The sequence below is a fragment of the Streptomyces sp. NBC_01463 genome (genome assembly GCA_036227345.1).
In the GTDB taxonomy this organism is placed as follows: domain Bacteria; phylum Actinomycetota; class Actinomycetes; order Streptomycetales; family Streptomycetaceae; genus Streptomyces.
This window is the reverse complement of the sequence record CP109468.1, coordinates 7,453,861-7,469,373: the sequence shown is the minus strand read 5'-3', so window position 1 is coordinate 7,469,373 and position 15,513 is coordinate 7,453,861. Positions and strand designations below refer to the sequence as shown.

General features: G+C 70.8%; 13 protein-coding genes. 10 read left to right on the top strand and 3 right to left on the bottom strand.

Annotated features, from left to right (window positions below):
* Positions 1-42: 42 nt before the first annotated feature.
* Genes OG521_33035 through OG521_33025 form a run of 3 tightly spaced genes read right to left on the bottom strand, consistent with a single transcriptional unit; the run spans position 43 to position 3,442 of the window.
* Positions 43-888 (bottom strand): amidohydrolase family protein, encoded by an 846-nt coding sequence (locus OG521_33035; GenBank protein WUW25324.1) that lies wholly within the window; start codon positions 886-888, stop codon positions 43-45.
* Positions 885-2,072 (bottom strand): mandelate racemase/muconate lactonizing enzyme family protein, encoded by a 1,188-nt coding sequence (locus OG521_33030; protein WUW25323.1) that lies wholly within the window; start codon positions 2,070-2,072, stop codon positions 885-887. The genes OG521_33035 and OG521_33030 overlap by 4 nt, the downstream gene beginning before the upstream one ends.
* A complete protein-coding gene (locus OG521_33025; protein WUW25322.1) occupies positions 2,072-3,442 on the bottom strand; it encodes an aspartate aminotransferase family protein in 1,371 nt (456 codons plus the stop codon). The genes OG521_33030 and OG521_33025 overlap by 1 nt, the downstream gene beginning before the upstream one ends.
* 289 nt (positions 3,443-3,731) lie before the next feature.
* On the opposite strand from OG521_33025, the gene OG521_33020 reads away from it, so the two are divergent.
* The 10 genes from OG521_33020 (at position 3,732) to OG521_32975 (ending at position 15,502) form a co-directional block, all read left to right on the top strand.
* Complete coding sequence (locus OG521_33020; GenBank protein WUW25321.1) at positions 3,732-4,589, top strand: IclR family transcriptional regulator; 858 nt, start codon at positions 3,732-3,734, stop codon at positions 4,587-4,589.
* 208 nt (positions 4,590-4,797) lie between these two features.
* Positions 4,798-6,948 (top strand): peptidase C14, encoded by a 2,151-nt coding sequence (locus OG521_33015; protein ID WUW25320.1) that lies wholly within the window; start codon positions 4,798-4,800, stop codon positions 6,946-6,948.
* Positions 6,949-6,988: 40 nt separating this feature from the next.
* Entirely contained in the window at positions 6,989-8,245 is a 1,257-nt protein-coding gene (locus OG521_33010) for a Gfo/Idh/MocA family oxidoreductase (protein WUW25319.1), read from the top strand.
* 44 nt (positions 8,246-8,289) lie between these two features.
* Positions 8,290-9,546 carry an extracellular solute-binding protein gene (locus OG521_33005; protein WUW25318.1) on the top strand — a complete coding sequence of 419 codons (1,257 nt, stop codon included), beginning with the start codon at positions 8,290-8,292 and terminating at the stop codon, positions 9,544-9,546.
* Positions 9,547-9,640: 94 nt separating this feature from the next.
* On the top strand, positions 9,641-10,546 hold the full coding sequence (locus OG521_33000) for a sugar ABC transporter permease (GenBank protein ID WUW25317.1): 906 nt from the start codon (positions 9,641-9,643) through the stop codon (positions 10,544-10,546).
* Positions 10,547-10,548: 2 nt separating this feature from the next.
* Complete coding sequence (locus tag OG521_32995) at positions 10,549-11,496, top strand: carbohydrate ABC transporter permease (protein WUW25316.1); 948 nt, start codon at positions 10,549-10,551, stop codon at positions 11,494-11,496.
* A gap of 6 nt (positions 11,497-11,502) precedes the next feature.
* Complete coding sequence (locus OG521_32990; GenBank protein ID WUW25315.1) at positions 11,503-12,531, top strand: NAD-dependent epimerase/dehydratase family protein; 1,029 nt, start codon at positions 11,503-11,505, stop codon at positions 12,529-12,531.
* A gap of 8 nt (positions 12,532-12,539) precedes the next feature.
* The gene (locus OG521_32985) at positions 12,540-13,595 is read left to right on the top strand and encodes a dihydrodipicolinate synthase family protein (protein WUW25314.1); all 1,056 of its coding nucleotides are present in this window, start codon (positions 12,540-12,542) and stop codon (positions 13,593-13,595) included.
* Positions 13,579-14,604: a hydroxyacid dehydrogenase gene (locus OG521_32980; protein ID WUW25313.1), complete on the top strand. Its 1,026-nt coding sequence runs from the start codon at positions 13,579-13,581 to the stop codon at positions 14,602-14,604. Before OG521_32985 ends, OG521_32980 begins: the two co-directional genes overlap by 17 nt.
* Positions 14,605-14,653: 49 nt before the next feature.
* The gene (locus OG521_32975) at positions 14,654-15,502 is read left to right on the top strand and encodes a fumarylacetoacetate hydrolase family protein (protein WUW25312.1); all 849 of its coding nucleotides are present in this window, start codon (positions 14,654-14,656) and stop codon (positions 15,500-15,502) included.
* Positions 15,503-15,513 lie beyond the last annotated feature (11 nt).

Here is a 15,513-nt window from a genome sequence, read left to right as displayed (position 1 = left end):
TGGCCCCTGGCGCCGGCCCGCAGGCTTTGGTGAACGGCCGGGTCAGCCGTTCAGGCCCAGAAGATCGAGGGAGGGCCGGTGGATGATCTCCTCGATCGCGTCCGCGTCCAGCGGCGGCAGCCCGGGGATGCCGGGGATGCGGGCGATCTCCCGCAGCCCCTTCACCGAGTCGTCGACCGTCGTGAACGGGTAGTCGCTGCCGAACAGCACCTTGTGGAAGACCCCGTAGTCCTGGACCAGCCGGAGGCTGTGCCAGAGCTGGAAGGGCCGGTAGTGCAGGGCGCTGAGGTCGGCGTACACGTGCGGGTGCTTGCGGATGACCGCGATGCACTCGCCCTCGAAGGGGTGGCCGAGGTGGGCGAGGACCATCCGCAGTTCCGGGTGGCGGATGGCGACCGCGTCCAGGTGGCGGGGCATCGCCCACTCCAGCGGTGCGCTGGAGACGAACGTGGTGCCGGTGTGCACCAGGAGCGGCAGCCCGTGCCGTTCGGCGTACGTGTACAGCTCGTCGTACTCCTCGGCCGCCGGGTCGAAGCCCGCGTACATCGGCATCAGTTTGATGCCGCGCAGGCCGAGCTCCTGGTGGCCGTAGCGCAGTTCCTCCTGCCAGCCGGGCTGGGTGGGGTCGAGCGCCAGGTAGCCGATCAGCCGGTCGGGGTGCTCGCCGACGTACGCGGCCACGGCGGCGTCGTCGACCCAGAGCCCGCTGCGGCGCGCCTTGCCGCCGACGACGATCGTGCGGGTGGAGTCGGGCGCGGTGGCGGCGTACTCCTCCCACTTCACCGTGAGGTCGACCTCGCCGGCGTGGGCGCGGGCGGAGTCGGAGCTGAACGGGTCGGTGAAGTCGTGGCTGTGCCGGAAGAGGTGGGAGTGGACGTCGGTGATCATGTGCGGTTCCGCTTCTCCCAGCCGTCCGCGAACATGTTCCAGAAGCGGTGGCTGGGCGGGTGTTCCTCGAAGACCTCGTCGACGAGTTCGACGCCGAGCCCGGGGGCGGTCGGCAGTCCGATGCGGCCGTCCGCCATCGGGAGGGTGCCCTTGAGGGCGTCGAAGACGAACGGCTCCAGGAGCCCGTCGAAGGTCTCGAGGATCTTGAAGTTGGGGATTCCGAGCGCCGCGTGCACCGAGACGGTGGTGCAGAGCGGGGAGTTGGAGTTGTGCGGGGCCACCAGCATGCCGTGGGTGTCCGCGATCGCGGCGAGCTTCCTGACCTCGGTGAAGCCGCCGGCCATGGACAGGTCGGGCTGGATGATGTCGACGGCGTTCGTCGCGAAGAGCTGCTTGTACTCGTAGCGGTTGTGGAAGTGCTCGCCGCCGGAGATGGGGAAGGCGGCGCGCTGCCGCAGTTCCGCGTACCGCTCGATGTGCGTCCAGGGCATCGGCTCCTCGAACCAGCCGATGTCGAAGGGCTCCAGCTCCCGCACGAGACGGGCGGCGGTCGGCATGGCGAAGCGGGCGTGGCCCTCGATGAAGAGGTCGATGTCCGGTCCGATGGCTTCGCGGACGGCGGCGACGAGGTCGATGGAGCGGCGCAGTTCGGCGCGCTCCAGCTCGTGCAGACCGGGGCCGAAGGGGTCGAACTTGAGGGCGGTGTAGCCCTTGGCCACGGTCTCCTTCGCCTTGGCGGCGAAGGTCTCGGGCTCGCGTTCGCCGGTGTACCAGCCGTTGGCGTAGACCCGGACGTCGTCGCGGCAGGCGCCGCCGGTCAGCCGGTAGGCGGGGACGCCGAGCGCCTTGCCCATCAGGTCGTACATCGCCTGGTCGAGGCCGGACAGGGCGACGCCGCCCATGTCGCCGCCGCGCAGGAAGTCGCCCTGGTAGACGCGGAGCCACAGCTCCTCGATGTCGAAGGGGTCGGCGCCGATGAGGTGCCGTCCGGCGATGGCCTCGGTGAGGGCGCAGACCTCGCTCACCCGGTACGGGTGGGTGATCTCGCCGATGCCGGTCAGGCCCTCGTCGGTGTGGACCCGGACGTAGCCGAAGTCGCGCCAGGAGGTGCCGAGCATCAGGGTCTCGACGCGGGTGATCCGTCCGGCGGGGCCGGCGGGGCGGGTGCGGTTGACTGTCAGCATCAGCGGGTCGCTCCGCCCATGGTCGAGGTGTTCTCCAGGTCGCGGGCGCCGCCGTCGGCGAGGACGGCCTTGACCGCGGCCTCGGTGCCCTCGATCAGACGGTCCACGTCCGCGTCGGTGTGGGCGTAGCTGATGTGGCTGCGCTTGAGGTTGAGCGGGAGCTCGAACAGGCCGTGGTCCAGGAGTTTGCGGCGGTAGCCGACGAACATCGAGGCGTCGTTGTTCAGCAGGTCCGCGTAGGTGCGGGGGGCCTCGCCCGCCATGAAGTAGCTGACGAACACGGAGCCGTAGCCGGTGACGACGGCGGGGACGCCGAGGCGCTCGTACAGTGCGGTCAGTTCGGTGCGGACGCGGTCGCCGAGCCGGAAGACGTGGTCGTGGACCGGTTCCTCGCGGAGCTTGCGCAGGGTGGCGAGGGCGGCGGCGACGACGGACGGGTGCCCGTTGTACGTGCCGGCGAAGAAGGCGGGGGCGCCGGGGCGGGTGGAGAAGAGGTCCATCAGGTCGGCGCGGCCGCCGATCGCGCCGACGGGGGCGCCGTTGGCGATGGCCTTGCCGAGGGTGGTGAGGTCGGGGGTGACGCCGGAGATCTGCTGCCAGCCGCCGATGCTGTGGCGGAAGCCGGTGATGACCTCGTCGAAGATCAGCACGCTGCCGGCCTTCGTGGTCTCCTCGCGCAGCGTGGTGAGGAACTCCTGGTACGGCAGGAGCGCGCCGACGTTGTGCGGGACGGGTTCGACGATGACGGCGGCGATGTCGGAACCGTGGTCGGCGAAGGTGCGGCGGACGGCCTCGCTGTCGTTGAACGGCAGGACGAGGGTGGCTTCGAGGACCTCGGGCAGGATGCCGGTCGAGATCGGGTCGTGGCCGCCGACCTTCGAGGGCTCGGAGATGACGTTGAGGCTGACCGCGTCGTGCCAGCCGTGGTAGCAGCCCTGGAACTTGACGACCAGGCGGCGGCCGGTCGCGGCGCGGGAGACGCGCAGCGCGTGGAACGTGGCCTCGCTGCCGGTGCTGGTGAGCAGGACCTTCTCGATCGAGGGGATCAGCTCGGTGAGCTGTTCGGCGAGGAGGACCTCGCCCTCGGTGACGCCGACGCCCATGTGCCCCAGGGTCGCGCCCGCCTCGGCGGTGGCACGGGCCACGTCGGGGTCGTTGTGGCCGAGCAGCGGTGGGCCGAACGCCGAGTGGAAGTCGGTGTACTCGCGTCCGTCGGCGGTACGGAACCGTGCGCCGTGGGTCCCGGTGACGACCAGGTCGGTCAGTCCGGGAACGCTGCGCTGACCGCTGTTCACGCCGCCGGGTACGACCTGGCGGGCGCGCTCGGCGAGTCGGGCTCCGGATTCGTTGCCTACCGGGCCTGAACTCATGGTGCTTGCTCCTTGCGTCGAGAGTCGTCGGTTTTCGCGGGCCCTGCCCGGCCCGTGAGTCCCTGGCGCCATCCGCCCGGCAGTCGCCGCAGGAAGAGGGTGATCCGTGGTGCTCGGTGATGCGTTTCGCTTTTTCAGAACGCTGTTCTGTAGAGCAGAACAGTGCCTGGATATTACGTCCGGGCCGAAAACCGGTCAACCCCCTTCCGCCCCGCCAAGGCCCGGATGTGGGGGATTTGTTGAATCGGAGGCACTCTCCGCACCCACGGAGGCACTACGCTGTTCTGCTATGACGAACAGTGCTGCCCCAGAAGAACCGAAGTACTGGGTCAAGAGCGTGGCCAGGGCAGCGGACATCCTCGAAGCGCTCGCCGCTCCCTCGCAGGGGAACGGCCTGAGCGTCACCGAGGTCGGTCAGGCCTGCTCCATCTCCAAGAGCGCCGCCTTCGGCATGCTCCAGACCCTGCGCGCATACGGCCTCGTCTCGGACGACGGCGAGGGCATGAACCGCCGCTACCGGCTCGGCATGAGCCTGGCCCGGCTCGGCGACCGGGCCAGGTCCCAGGTCTCCCTGCGCGGGGTGGCCCACCCGGTGCTGCGCGACCTCACCCGGACCACCGGCATGGCGTCCCGGCTCGCCGTCCCCGAGGACGGCCACGCCGTCGTGGTGGACCAGGTCGAGCTCGACCAGCGCGTCCGGCTCGATCTGCGGATGGGCCAGCGCGAGCTGCCGCACTGCACGGGGCTCGGCAAGGCGCTGCTCTCCGCCGTGCCGCAGAGCGAGGCCGCCTCGGTGATCGAGCGCTTCGGGCTGCCCCGGCGCACCTCGCGCACGATCACGGACCCGGCGACCTTCCTGGCCCATCTCCGCGACATCGCCCGGGTCGGGTACGCGCTGGACGACGAGGAGGACGCCGAGGGCATCATCTGCATCGGCGCACCGGTTTTCGACGACCGGTCGGTGTGCGCGGGCGCCGTGTCCATCACCGGCCTCAAGCTCGGGCTGCCTGCCTGGCGCTACCAGGAACTGGGCGGCCAGGTGCGGGACGCGGCCCGCCGGATCAGCGTCTCGCTGGGCTGGACCGAGGACCCGGACGAGGCCGACGCGGAGGCCGGCACGGCGCATTCCGACGGAATCGGGTCTTGACCGATCGGCATCACCCGCCGTAGGTTCCCTGCCAACCGAGGTGACATTCACCGGTCACCGACGTTTTATCCCCTCCGGTCCGCTTCCGGCGCCTGCCCACCGCGCCGTGAACACCCGACGACCGGAGCCTTTTCAGCCATCCGCCGTATGGCAGTCCACCGCAGGAACGCTCCCTCACTCGTCGCACTTCTCGGAAGGCGAAGTCCGCATGAGCGTTCCGCACCACCCCTCCCCCGCCTCGTCCCGTCGCAGTGTGCTGCGGGCTTCGGGTCTGGCCGGTCTGGTCATGGCCGGCACCGCCGTGGCCACCGGTTCCGCGCAGGCCGCACCCGCACACACCGGTGACGTCCTGCACCTGGACACCGTCACCGCCCTGCGCGCCCTGAACACCAAGCCCCTCGCCGACGGCACCCACGTCATCGTCGCCGGCTACAACACCCCCGGCGACGGCGGCACCATGGCCCTGCGCTGGAACAAGAAATCCACCGCCACCCACAACGCCGGCACCGTCATCGCCCCCAACGGCACGACGAAGACCGGACGCTGGCACCAGCTCCACACCGGAACCCTCGACTTCCGCACCTTCGGCCACTTCGACGCCGGCACCCCCGCCGACACCGCACTGGACACCATGGTCAACGACCCCACCGTCCACCGCATCGAAGCCCACACCGACCTCCTCCTCACCCAACGCCACCTCTTCGACCGCTCCCACATCGAACTCGACTTCGGCGGCCACCACATCCGCACCGAGAACATCGAGAAGAACACCCACGACAACCCCTTCGGCGCCGTCCTCTCCTTCCGCGGCACCATCACCGACACCACCGTCAAGCACAGCCTGAGCGCGGCGATGCCGGACCTGTCGGACCTCTTCGAGGTCGGTGACTCCTCGAAGTTCGCCGTCGGACAGTGGTGGGCGGTGGAGATCAACGCCCTGGCGGGGACGTACGAGAAGGAGATCCAGCGCCTCGTCCAGGTCACCGGCGTCGTCGACGCGACGCACATCCGGGTCAACTACCAGATCGGCTGGGACCTGGCGGCCGGCCGCACCCTGACCTGGACCCGGATCGAGCCCGTCGACCGCGCCCACGTGCGCAACATGGTCTTCGAGGGCTGGGGCGAGGACGAGATGACCGGCTCGCACCCGGTCGCCTACGAGTACGCGGTGCGCTGCGACGTCTCCGGGATCGAGGCCGTCGGCACCTTCTGGCCGGTGGTGATGCGCCGCTGGTGCACGTACTACCGCACCGAGCAGTGTTCGCTGACCAACCCGAAGTCCGTCACCTACGGCGGCGCGGGCTACCTCACCCAGCAGATCTACTGCCTGTACGGGCACGTGGAGGACTGTCACACCTCCAACGCCCGTCACCTCAACGACTTCACGGCCTCGGCCTACTGCTACGTCACCAACTGCCACGGCGACGGTGACGACGAGGGCCCGTTCGTCACGCACGGCCAGTTCGAGCACGACCTCGTCTACACCGGCAACTCCGGTCTGATGACGTTCGCCAACTCGGGGGCGGCCTGGGGCGGCAGGGCCAAGCGGATCACCGTCCGGCGGCACGCCTGTTCCTGGTTCGTCGCCCGCGTCAAGATCACCGATCTGACGCTGGAGGACGTCCTGGTCATCGGCAAGGAGTCGCTGGCCGGCTCCGGGATGCTCTGGGTCAACGCCGACGGGGTGCAGATGCGGGGCTGCACGGCCACCGGTCCGCTGATCGTCTCCCGCGCCTCGGACCTCTCCGCCCGCCCCAACGTCATCGCCGACTCCTCCTTCGCCTTCGCGGCGGGCGCGGAGGTCACCCAGGCAGGCGTCACCGTCCCGCTCACCCTCCAGCGCACCACGCTGAAGGGCGTCGACGGCGCGGTGTTCAACGGCACCGGGCCGCTCGTCATCGACCAGTGCACGCTGACCGGATCCAAGGACACCGCCCCGGTCTCGCTCGCCCACGCCGACATCAGCGTCCTCGGCGGCGAACTGCGCGACACCGGGATCAAGCTGACCTCGGCCAAGGACCAGCGGCTGCGCGTCGACGGCACGCGGCTGTCCGGCACCAACAAGGACGGCGCCCTGCTCGCCCGTACCGGCTCGGCCCGGACCGTCGACTGGCAGCTCAGCGGCCTCGACTCGACCGCACCCGAGGGCACCGCCCATGTGCTGGTCACCGAGGGCACCAACCGCTACCGGGCCACCGGCTCCACCTTCACCGGCGGCCGGCTCGAACTGCGGCCCGCGGCGTTCGGCGGCAGCAGCCATCTGCTGCACACCGGCTGCGTCGAGGACGGCACCGAGCGCACCGCGCTGCCGGACGAGGGCGACCGCGTCGCCCACACCGCGGCCACGCTCCGCTTCTGACCACCGGGCCCAACCGCCCATCGAGCACCAGGGATTCCCCGTGTCCACGCATACCCCGATCACCGGCCGGCCCGTCCGGGTCGCGCTCGTCGGCGCCGGCAACCGCGGTCTGACGTACGCCGAGTGGATCAAGGCGCACCCCGAGCGCGCCGAACTCGTCGCCGTCGCCGATCCGCGCCCCGCCGCGCGGGCCGCCGCCGGCGCGCCCGTCGAGTTCGACGACTGGCGGCCGCTCGTCGACAGCCGCATCGCGGACGCCGTGATCGTCGCCACCCAGGACCGCTTCCATGTGGAGCCGGTGCTGGCCCTGGCCGAGGCCGGTTACGCAATCCTCGCCGAGAAGCCGCTCGCCCCGACCGAGGAGGAGACCCGCCGGATCGTCGAGGGGGTCGAGCGGGCCGGGGTGCTGTTCGCGGTGTGCCACGTCATGCGGTACACCCCGTACACCGACCTGGTGAAGGAGGTCGTGGACTCCGGAGTGCTCGGGCAACTGGTCTCGATCGACCATCTGGAGCCGGTCGGCTGGTGGCACTACGCGCACAGTTACGTGCGCGGCCCGTGGCGCAGCGAGAGGGACTCCTCCCCGATGCTGCTCGCCAAGTCCTGCCACGACCTGGACTGGATCACGTACGTCATGGGCGGCCGGATCGAGCAGGTCACCGGTTTCGGCGGGCTGAAGCACTTCCGGCCCGAGAACGCCCCGGCCGGGTCGGCCGGCCGCTGCCTGGACTGTGCGGTCGAGTCCGGCTGCCCGTACAGCGCGCAGAAGCTGTACATGCCGACGCTGCGCGAGAAGGGCGCGGTCTGGCCGGTCACCCATGTCACCGAGGCGACCGACGAGGCCGGTCTCGTCCAGGCGCTGCGCGAGGGCCCGTACGGGGTCTGCGTGTACCGGAGCGACAACGACGTGGTCGACCACCAGGTCCTCGCGATGCAGCTGTCGGACGGGGTGACCGCGACCTTCCAGATGGTGGCGTTCACCGAGCAGACGCACCGGCAGACCCGGATCTTCGGCTCGCACGGCTGGCTCGTCGGTGACGGCGAGCGCGTCACCGTGCAGGACTTCCGGACCGGTGAGTCCACCGTCCGCGAACTCGGCACGTCCGGGTCGAACGCGGCGGACGGGCACGGTGGCGGGGACGCCGCGCTCGTCGAGGCGTTCGTCACCGCCGTCGCCACCGGTGACGCCGGGGCGGTCCGCTCCGGTCCCGCCACCTCGCTCGGCAGCCACCTCGCGGCGTTCGCCGCCGAGCGCGCCCGGCACACCGGCACCGTCCAGACGGTCCCGGCGCAGTGACTCCCCCTCTTCTTCCCACCCTCACGTCCTCGGAGGACCTCCTCATGTCCCGTCTTCTCACCCGCCGTTCCAGAGTCCGCGCCCTGGCCGCGCCCGTCGTGGCGACCGCGCTCGCCGCCGGTGTGCTGGCCGGCTGTTCCGGCAGCGGCGACGACGGCAACACCGTCACCATGTGGACCTACCCGGTCATCTTCGACGAGGCCAAGAACAAGGCGTACTGGGACGGCCTGATCAAGGCCTTCGAGAAGGAGCACGCGGGCGTCACGGTGAAGGTCGAGACCTTCCCGTGGGCCAACCGCGACACCGCGCTGGCCACCGCGATCGCCTCGGGCAAGGGCCCGGACGCGGTCTACCTGATCCCGGACCAGCTGCCGAAGTACGCCAAGAACATCGTCCCGGCCGACGACTACATGCCGGCCGACGCCAAGTCCGACTACACGGACTTCGCCCTGAAGTCCGTCACGGTCGACGGCAAGGCGCTCGCCACCCCGATCCTGACCAGCGCCAACCCGCTGATCTGCGACAAGCGCGTGTTCGCCGCCATCGGTGAGAAGACCTACCCGACGAGCTGGGCGGACCTGGAGGCGCTGGCCCCGAAGCTGAAGAAGAAGGGCTACTACGCCACCAGCTACAGCGGCGACACCCAGCAGACGCTGAACATGACGTTCTACCCGCTGCTGTGGCAGGCCGGCGGCGACGTGTTCTCCGATGACGGCAAGAACGTCACGTTCAACGACGCGGCCGGCGTCAAGGCGCTGACGTACCTGAAGAAGCTCGTGGACGGCGGCTACACCGACAAGGACCTGGTCACCACCACCCCGAAGCTGGAGCAGACCCCGACCGCCAAGGGCAAGGTCGCCTGCACCTGGCAGAACACCCCGGCGGACGTCGAGCCGTTCTGGGGCAAGGAGAACATCGTCGTCCAGCCGCCGCTGAAGGACACCGCGTCCGTCGGCTACGGCACCGTCGGCGCGCTGTCGATGCTCAAGGGCGCCGACAAGAAGAACACCGGCGACTGGCTGAACTTCGTCTCCGAGTCGAAGAACACGGCCGGTCTGCAGAAGGCCGCCGGCTTCTTCCCGGCCCGCACGTCCGGCGGCAACCTCTACCCGGACGACGCGCTGCAGTCGGCGGTCGGCGCCACGCTTCCGAGCATGGACGTGGGCCCGCTGCAGGACAAGGCCCGTGAGGTCCAGGGCGTGCTCGCACCGGAGATCCAGGCCGCCCTGCTCGGCAAGAAGAGCCCGCAGGACGCGCTGGACGCCGCACAGAAGGCCGCGCAGGCGATGCTCGGCCGCTGATCCACGGCGGCGGGGCCGGCCTCCGGCCCCGCCGCCCCACGGGGGTGAAACCCCCGGACCCCCCGCAATTCCCCCGTACCGCAAGGAGATCCCCGTGGCAGTCGTCGCGGAACCCACCCGCCGGGGCCGTCGCAGCGGGCCGCAGGCGCGCCGCGAGGCCCGGATCGGCCTGCTCTTCGTCCTCCCGTGTTTCCTGCTGTTCCTGGCCTTCCGGTTCGGCCCGGGCGTCGCCGGTGTGCTGATGAGCTTCACCGACTACTCCCTCACCGGCGGCGGCAGCTTCATCGGGCTCGACAACTTCACCCGCCTGTGGGACGACCCGCTGTTCTGGCAGGCGCTGAAGGTCACCGTCCTCTACACCGTGCTCGCCGTGCCGGGCACGCTCATCGCGTCGGTGTCCCTGGCGCTGATCACCCGTCGCGCGTTCCGCGGCGCGAAGTTCTTCCGCTCGGTGTTCTTCCTGCCGGTCGTCACCTCGCTGGTGCTGGCCGCCACCGTCTTCGTGTGGATCTTCTCGACCGGCGGCCCGTGGTCCACCCTGATGGGCTGGTTCGGGATGTCCGAGGGCTCCTGGCTCTCCGACGACGTGCTGGTGCTGCCCGCGCTCGCGATCGTCGGCGTCTGGTCCCGGTTCGGCTACGGGATGCTCATCCTGCTCGCCCGGATGCAGGACATCCCGCGCGAGCTGGAGGAGGCCGCGCTCACCGACGGGGCCGGCCCCTGGCAGCGGTTCCGGTACATCGTGCTGCCGCAGCTCAAGCCCGCGCTGTTCTTCCTCGCGGTGATCGAGACGACGGCCTCCTTCCAGGTCTTCGACGCCGTGTACACGATGACCGGCGGCGGCCCCGCCAACGCCAGCTACACGCTCGTCTTCCAGCTCTACGACGCGGGCTTCAAGTACTTCGACCTGGGTTACGCCTCCGCCATCGGGGTCGCGCTCTTCGTGCTGACCGTGGTGGTCGCGGTGATCCAGCGGCTCGTGATCGGGAAGGACCAGTGACCATGACCGCAGCACCCGCAGAGACGAAGGCCCCGCCCGCGGGCCCGGCCCCCGCACCGCGGGACCGGGCCGAGCGCCGGGCCGCGCGCAGGCTGCGCAAGCTCTCCGAGCAGGACACCGTCCCGTACGGCATGCGCGCCACCCGGACCGGAAAGATCGCACGCGGCGTGCTCCTGACGGTCGCCGCGCTCGTGACGGTCTTCCCGTTCTACGCGATGGTCGTGCTCTCCCTGAAGCCGTCGGCGGCGGTCGACTTCCCCGGCAGTCTGCTGCCGTGGCCGCTGACCGGCGAGGCGTACGACACCGTCATGGGCGCCCAGGACGTGCCGCGCTGGCTGCTGAACACACTGATCTACTCGGTCGTCTCCGTCGTCGGCGTGCTGCTGCTCGCCTCGCTCGCCGGGTACGCCTTCGCGAAGAAGCGCTTCCCGGGCCGGGAGACGATGTTCTGGTCGTTCCTGTCGATGGTGATGGTCCCGTACCACGTCACGATGATCCCGACCTTCGCGATGATCGCGAAGCTGGGCGGCGTCGACACGTACTGGGGTCTGATCGTGCCGACGCTGGCCAACGCCCAGGCGGTGTTCCTGATGCGGCAGTTCATCCAGGGACTGCCGGACGAACTCTTCGAGGCGGCCCGGCTGGACGGCTGCAACGAGTGGCAGATCTTCTACCGGATCGTGCTGCCGCTGCTGAAGCCGATCCTCGCCACGCTCGGTGTCTTCGTCTTCCTCTGGCACTGGAACGACTTCCTGTGGCCGCTGGTCATCGGCCAGTCCACCGGCATGCGCACCCTCACCGTCGGCATCGCCTCGCTCCAGCAGCAGAACGTGCCGCTCAACGTGGTGCTCTCCGGCTCCGTCATCGCGTTCGTGCCCATCTTCGCCGCGTACATGGTGGGCCAGCGCTACTTCACCGAGGGCGTCACCGCGTCCGGAATCAAGGGATAGCCACACATGTTCACCGATGAGGCCGCACTCGAAGAGCGGCTCGCCACCCCCTCCCCCGCGCTCGTCGCCGACCTCGGCGCGCTCGAAGGCGATCTGCTCGTACTCGGCGCCGGCGGCAAGATGGGCCCCAGTCTGTGCCGGCTGGCACGCCGGGCGCTGGACGCCGCGGGCCGCGGGGACGTGACCGTGTACGCGGTCTCCCGCTGGTCGGACAGGGCGGCGGCCGAGGAGCTGGAGGCGGCCGGGGTCCGTACCGTCGCCTTCGACCTGATGGACCCGGCCGCCGATCTGGCGGAACTGCCCGACGCGGGGAACATCGTCTTCATGGTCGGCGCCAAGTTCGGTTCCGCCGGGGCACCCTCGCACGCCTGGGCGGTGAACGCCGCGATGCCGGACCGGGTGGCCCGGCGCTGGTCCGGCGCCCGGATCGCCGCGTTCTCCACCGGCAACGTCTACCCCCTGGTGCCGGTCTCCTCCGGCGGCTGCACCGAGAGCGACCCGGTCGGCCCGGTCGGCGAGTACGCCATGTCGTGCCTGGGCCGGGAGCGCGTCTTCGCGCACGCCGCCCTGACCCGTGGCACCAGGGTCGCCAACATCCGCCTCAACTACGCGGTCGACCTGCGCTACGGCGTGCTGGCCGACATCGCCTACCGCGTGCAGGCCGGGGAACCCGTAGACGTGACGACAGGTCACGCCAACGTGGTGTGGCAGGGGTACGCCAACGAGGTCGCGCTGCGCTCGCTGCCGCACGCCACCGACGGCGACGCGTTCACCCTCAACCTCACCGGCCCGGAGACCGCTTCGGTGCGCCGCATCGCGCAGTGGTTCGGCGAGGAGTTCGGCAAGGAGCCGGTCCTCGCCGGCCAGGAGGCACCCACCGCGCTGCTCTCCGACGCGAGCCGCTGCCATGCTCTCTTCGGCTACCCGGACGTCGCGCTGCGCACCCTCGTCGAGTGGCAGGCCGACTGGCTGCGCCGCGGGCTGCCGCTGTCCGGCAAGCCCACCAAGTTCCAGGTACGTGACGGAAGGTTCTGATCCACTCCATGTCCACTCCCTCCCTCCTGTCCACGCCCGCGCTCGAACTGCTCGCCCACGGCGCGGCCATCCCCGCCCATCCGCTCGCCCTGCACGCGGACGGCACGTTCGACGAGCGCCGGCAGCGCGCCCTGACCCGGTACTACCTGGCCTCGGGCGCGGGCGGCGCGGCCGTCGCCGTGCACACCACCCAGTTCGAGATCCGTGAGCGGGAGGTGGGGCTGTTCCGCCCCGTCCTCGAACTCGCCGCCGAGACGATCGACGCCGAGGCGGGCCGCCCGTTCGTGAAGGTCGCCGGTGCCTGCGGCTACACCGCCCAGGCCGTCGCCGAGGCGGAGACCGCCGCCTCGCTCGGCTACGACGCGGTGCTGCTCAGCCCGGCCGTGCCCGGAGCGGACGAGAAGGGGCTGCTGGAGCGGGCCCGGGCGGTCGGCGAGGTGCTGCCGGTGATCGGCTTCTACCTCCAGGAGGCCGTCGGCGGGCGGTACTTGTCGCCGTCCTTCTGGTCCGCGTTCACCGATCTGCCGAACACGGCCGCGGTGAAGATCGCCCCGTTCGACCGCTACCGCACCGCCGACGTCGTCCGGGCGGTCGCCGCCGCGGACCGGGCCGACGAGGTCGCCCTGTACACCGGCAACGACGACGACATCATCGGCGATCTGGTCACCCCGTACGAGACGGCCGCCGGCACCCCGCGCTGGTTCGCGGGCGGGCTGCTCGGCCAGTGGGCGGTGTGGACGAGCTCCGCGGTGACGCTTCTCGACGACGTCCGCCGGGCCCGGGCCGGGGACCACGAGGCGATGGTCCGCTGCCTGGCCCGCCGCACCGAACTCACCGACGCCAACAGCGCGGTCTTCGACGTGCGCGGCGCCTTCCGCGGCTGCATCGCGGGCGTCCACGAAGTGCTGCGCCGTCAGGGCCTGTTGGCGAACATCCGCTGCCTGGACCCGGCCGAGACGCTCTCCCCCGGACAGGCCGAAGAGATCACCCGGGTGGCCGCGGCCTACCCTTGGCTGACCGATGACGCCTTCGTTGCGGAGCACCTCGATGCCTGGCTCTCCTGAATCCGCCGACCGCACCTCACGGGTGGTCGTCGCCGTACCACCGGGCCTGCGCGCCCAGTTCTTCACCGCCGATGTGTGGCGGGAGCTGGAGCGGGCGGCCGAACTCACCGTCATCGACGACCACTCCGACCGTGCGGCGGTCGCGGCGGCCCTGCCCGGCGCCCGTGCGCTGATCACCTCGTGGCGGGCCCCGAAGGTGGACGCGGAACTGCTGGCGCACGCCGACCGGCTGGAGCTGGTGGCGCACACCGGTTCCGCGGTCGCCCCCTATGTCACCGAGGACGTGTTCCGGCGCTCCATCCTGGTCACCCAGGCCGGCGACGAGATGGCCCGCCCGGTCGCCGAGGTGGCGCTCGCCTTCACGCTGTCGCTGCTCCACCGCATCCAGCGCTTCGACCACGCGCTGCGCGGCGGCCTGGACTGGGCGGCGGCGAGCGAGGCCCCGGCGCGCCACGAGATCCACGGCAGCGAGATCGGCGTGATCGGCGCCTCGCGCACCGGCCGCGCCTACATCAAGCTGGTGCGCGCGATGGGGGCGCGGGTGAGCGTCACCGACCCGTTCCTCTCCGACGAGGAGGCCGCGGAGCTCGGTGTGACGTCCGTGCCGCTGGAGACGCTGCTCACCGGCAGCCGGATCGTGGCCGTGCACGCCCCGGTCACCGAGGAGACCCACCACATGATCGGCGCCGCTCAGCTGGCGCTGATGCCGGACGGCGCGGGTCTGGTGAACACCGCCCGGTCGTGGCTGGTCGACGAGGACGCGCTCCTGGCCGAGCTGGCGACGGGCCGGCTGGACGCGGCGATCGACGTGTTCGACGCCGAACCGCTGCCCGTGGACCACCCCTTCCGCGCGCTGCCGAACGTGCTGCTCACCCCGCACCAGGCGGCGGGCAGTGTCGAGTGCCGGCAGCGGCTGGGCACCAGCGCGGTCAACGAGGTGCTGCGGCTGATCGCCGGACGCCCCCCGGTGCACGCGGTGACCGCCGCCGCTCTCACCCGACTGCGCTGACTCCCTTTTCGTCCCCGCACAACCCCAGAATTCAGGAGATCTCACCGTCATGCGACTGATGCGCATCGGCGAGCCGGGCCATGAGCGCCCGGTCGCCGTCTGCCCCGAGGGCCGCCACTACGACCTGTCCGGCATCACCGACGACATCGACGGCGCCTTCCTCGCCGCACTGGCCGACAAGCCGCACCTGATCCCCGCGGCGGCGGTCCTCCCGGAGACCGACATCGCCGGACAGCGCATCGGCGCCCCGGTGGCCCGGCCCTCCGCGCTCCTGTGCATCGGGCAGAACTACGCGGCCCACGCGGCGGAGTCCGGTGCCGAGCCGCCGGAGCAGCCGATCCTCTTCTACAAGTCGCCGAACACCGTGGTCGGTCCGTACGACGACGTCCTCATTCCGCGCGGGTCGAAGAAGACCGACTGGGAGGTGGAGCTCGCCGTCGTGATCGGCCGCCGCGCCTCCTACCTGGACTCCCCCGCCGACGCCGCCGCCCACATCGCGGGCTACGCGGTCAGCAACGACGTGTCCGAGCGCGCCTTCCAGCTGGAGGAGTCGGGCGGCCAGTGGTCCAAGGGCAAGAGCTGCGCGACCTTCAACCCGCTGGGCCCGGTGCTGGTGACGGCCGACGAGGTGGGCGATCCGCAGCAGTTGCGGCTGCGCAGCTTCGTCAACGGTGAGCCCCGGCAGGACTCCTCCACCGCGGACATGATCTTCGGCGTGGCGCATCTGGTGCACCATCTGTCGCAGTACCTGGTGCTGGAGCCCGGCGACATCATCAACACCGGTACGCCGCAGGGCGTGGCCCTGTCCGGCCGGTTCCCGTACCTGGGTGCCGAGGACGTGATGGAGGTCGAGATCTCGGGCCTTGGCCGGCAGCGCAGCGTCTGCCGGCCCGCGTAACCGGAGCCGCG

What these genes read in the sequence shown, in the direction of transcription:
- OG521_32985 (WUW25314.1), top strand. Translation starts at nt 12,540, where the DNA reads ATGTCCACTCCCTCCCTCCTGTCCACGCCCGCGCTCGAACTGCTCGCC.
- OG521_33005 (WUW25318.1), top strand. Translation starts at nt 8,290, where the DNA reads ATGTCCCGTCTTCTCACCCGCCGTTCCAGAGTCCGCGCCCTGGCCGCG.
- OG521_32990 (WUW25315.1), top strand. Translation starts at nt 11,503, where the DNA reads ATGTTCACCGATGAGGCCGCACTCGAAGAGCGGCTCGCCACCCCCTCC.
- OG521_33035 (WUW25324.1), bottom strand. Translation starts at nt 888, where the DNA reads ATGATCACCGACGTCCACTCCCACCTCTTCCGGCACAGCCACGACTTC.
- OG521_33025 (WUW25322.1), bottom strand. Translation starts at nt 3,442, where the DNA reads ATGAGTTCAGGCCCGGTAGGCAACGAATCCGGAGCCCGACTCGCCGAG.
- OG521_32975 (WUW25312.1), top strand. Translation starts at nt 14,654, where the DNA reads ATGCGACTGATGCGCATCGGCGAGCCGGGCCATGAGCGCCCGGTCGCC.
- OG521_33030 (WUW25323.1), bottom strand. Translation starts at nt 2,072, where the DNA reads ATGCTGACAGTCAACCGCACCCGCCCCGCCGGCCCCGCCGGACGGATC.
- OG521_33020 (WUW25321.1), top strand. Translation starts at nt 3,732, where the DNA reads ATGACGAACAGTGCTGCCCCAGAAGAACCGAAGTACTGGGTCAAGAGC.
- OG521_32995 (WUW25316.1), top strand. Translation starts at nt 10,549, where the DNA reads ATGACCGCAGCACCCGCAGAGACGAAGGCCCCGCCCGCGGGCCCGGCC.
- OG521_33015 (WUW25320.1), top strand. Translation starts at nt 4,798, where the DNA reads ATGAGCGTTCCGCACCACCCCTCCCCCGCCTCGTCCCGTCGCAGTGTG.
- OG521_32980 (WUW25313.1), top strand. Translation starts at nt 13,579, where the DNA reads ATGCCTGGCTCTCCTGAATCCGCCGACCGCACCTCACGGGTGGTCGTC.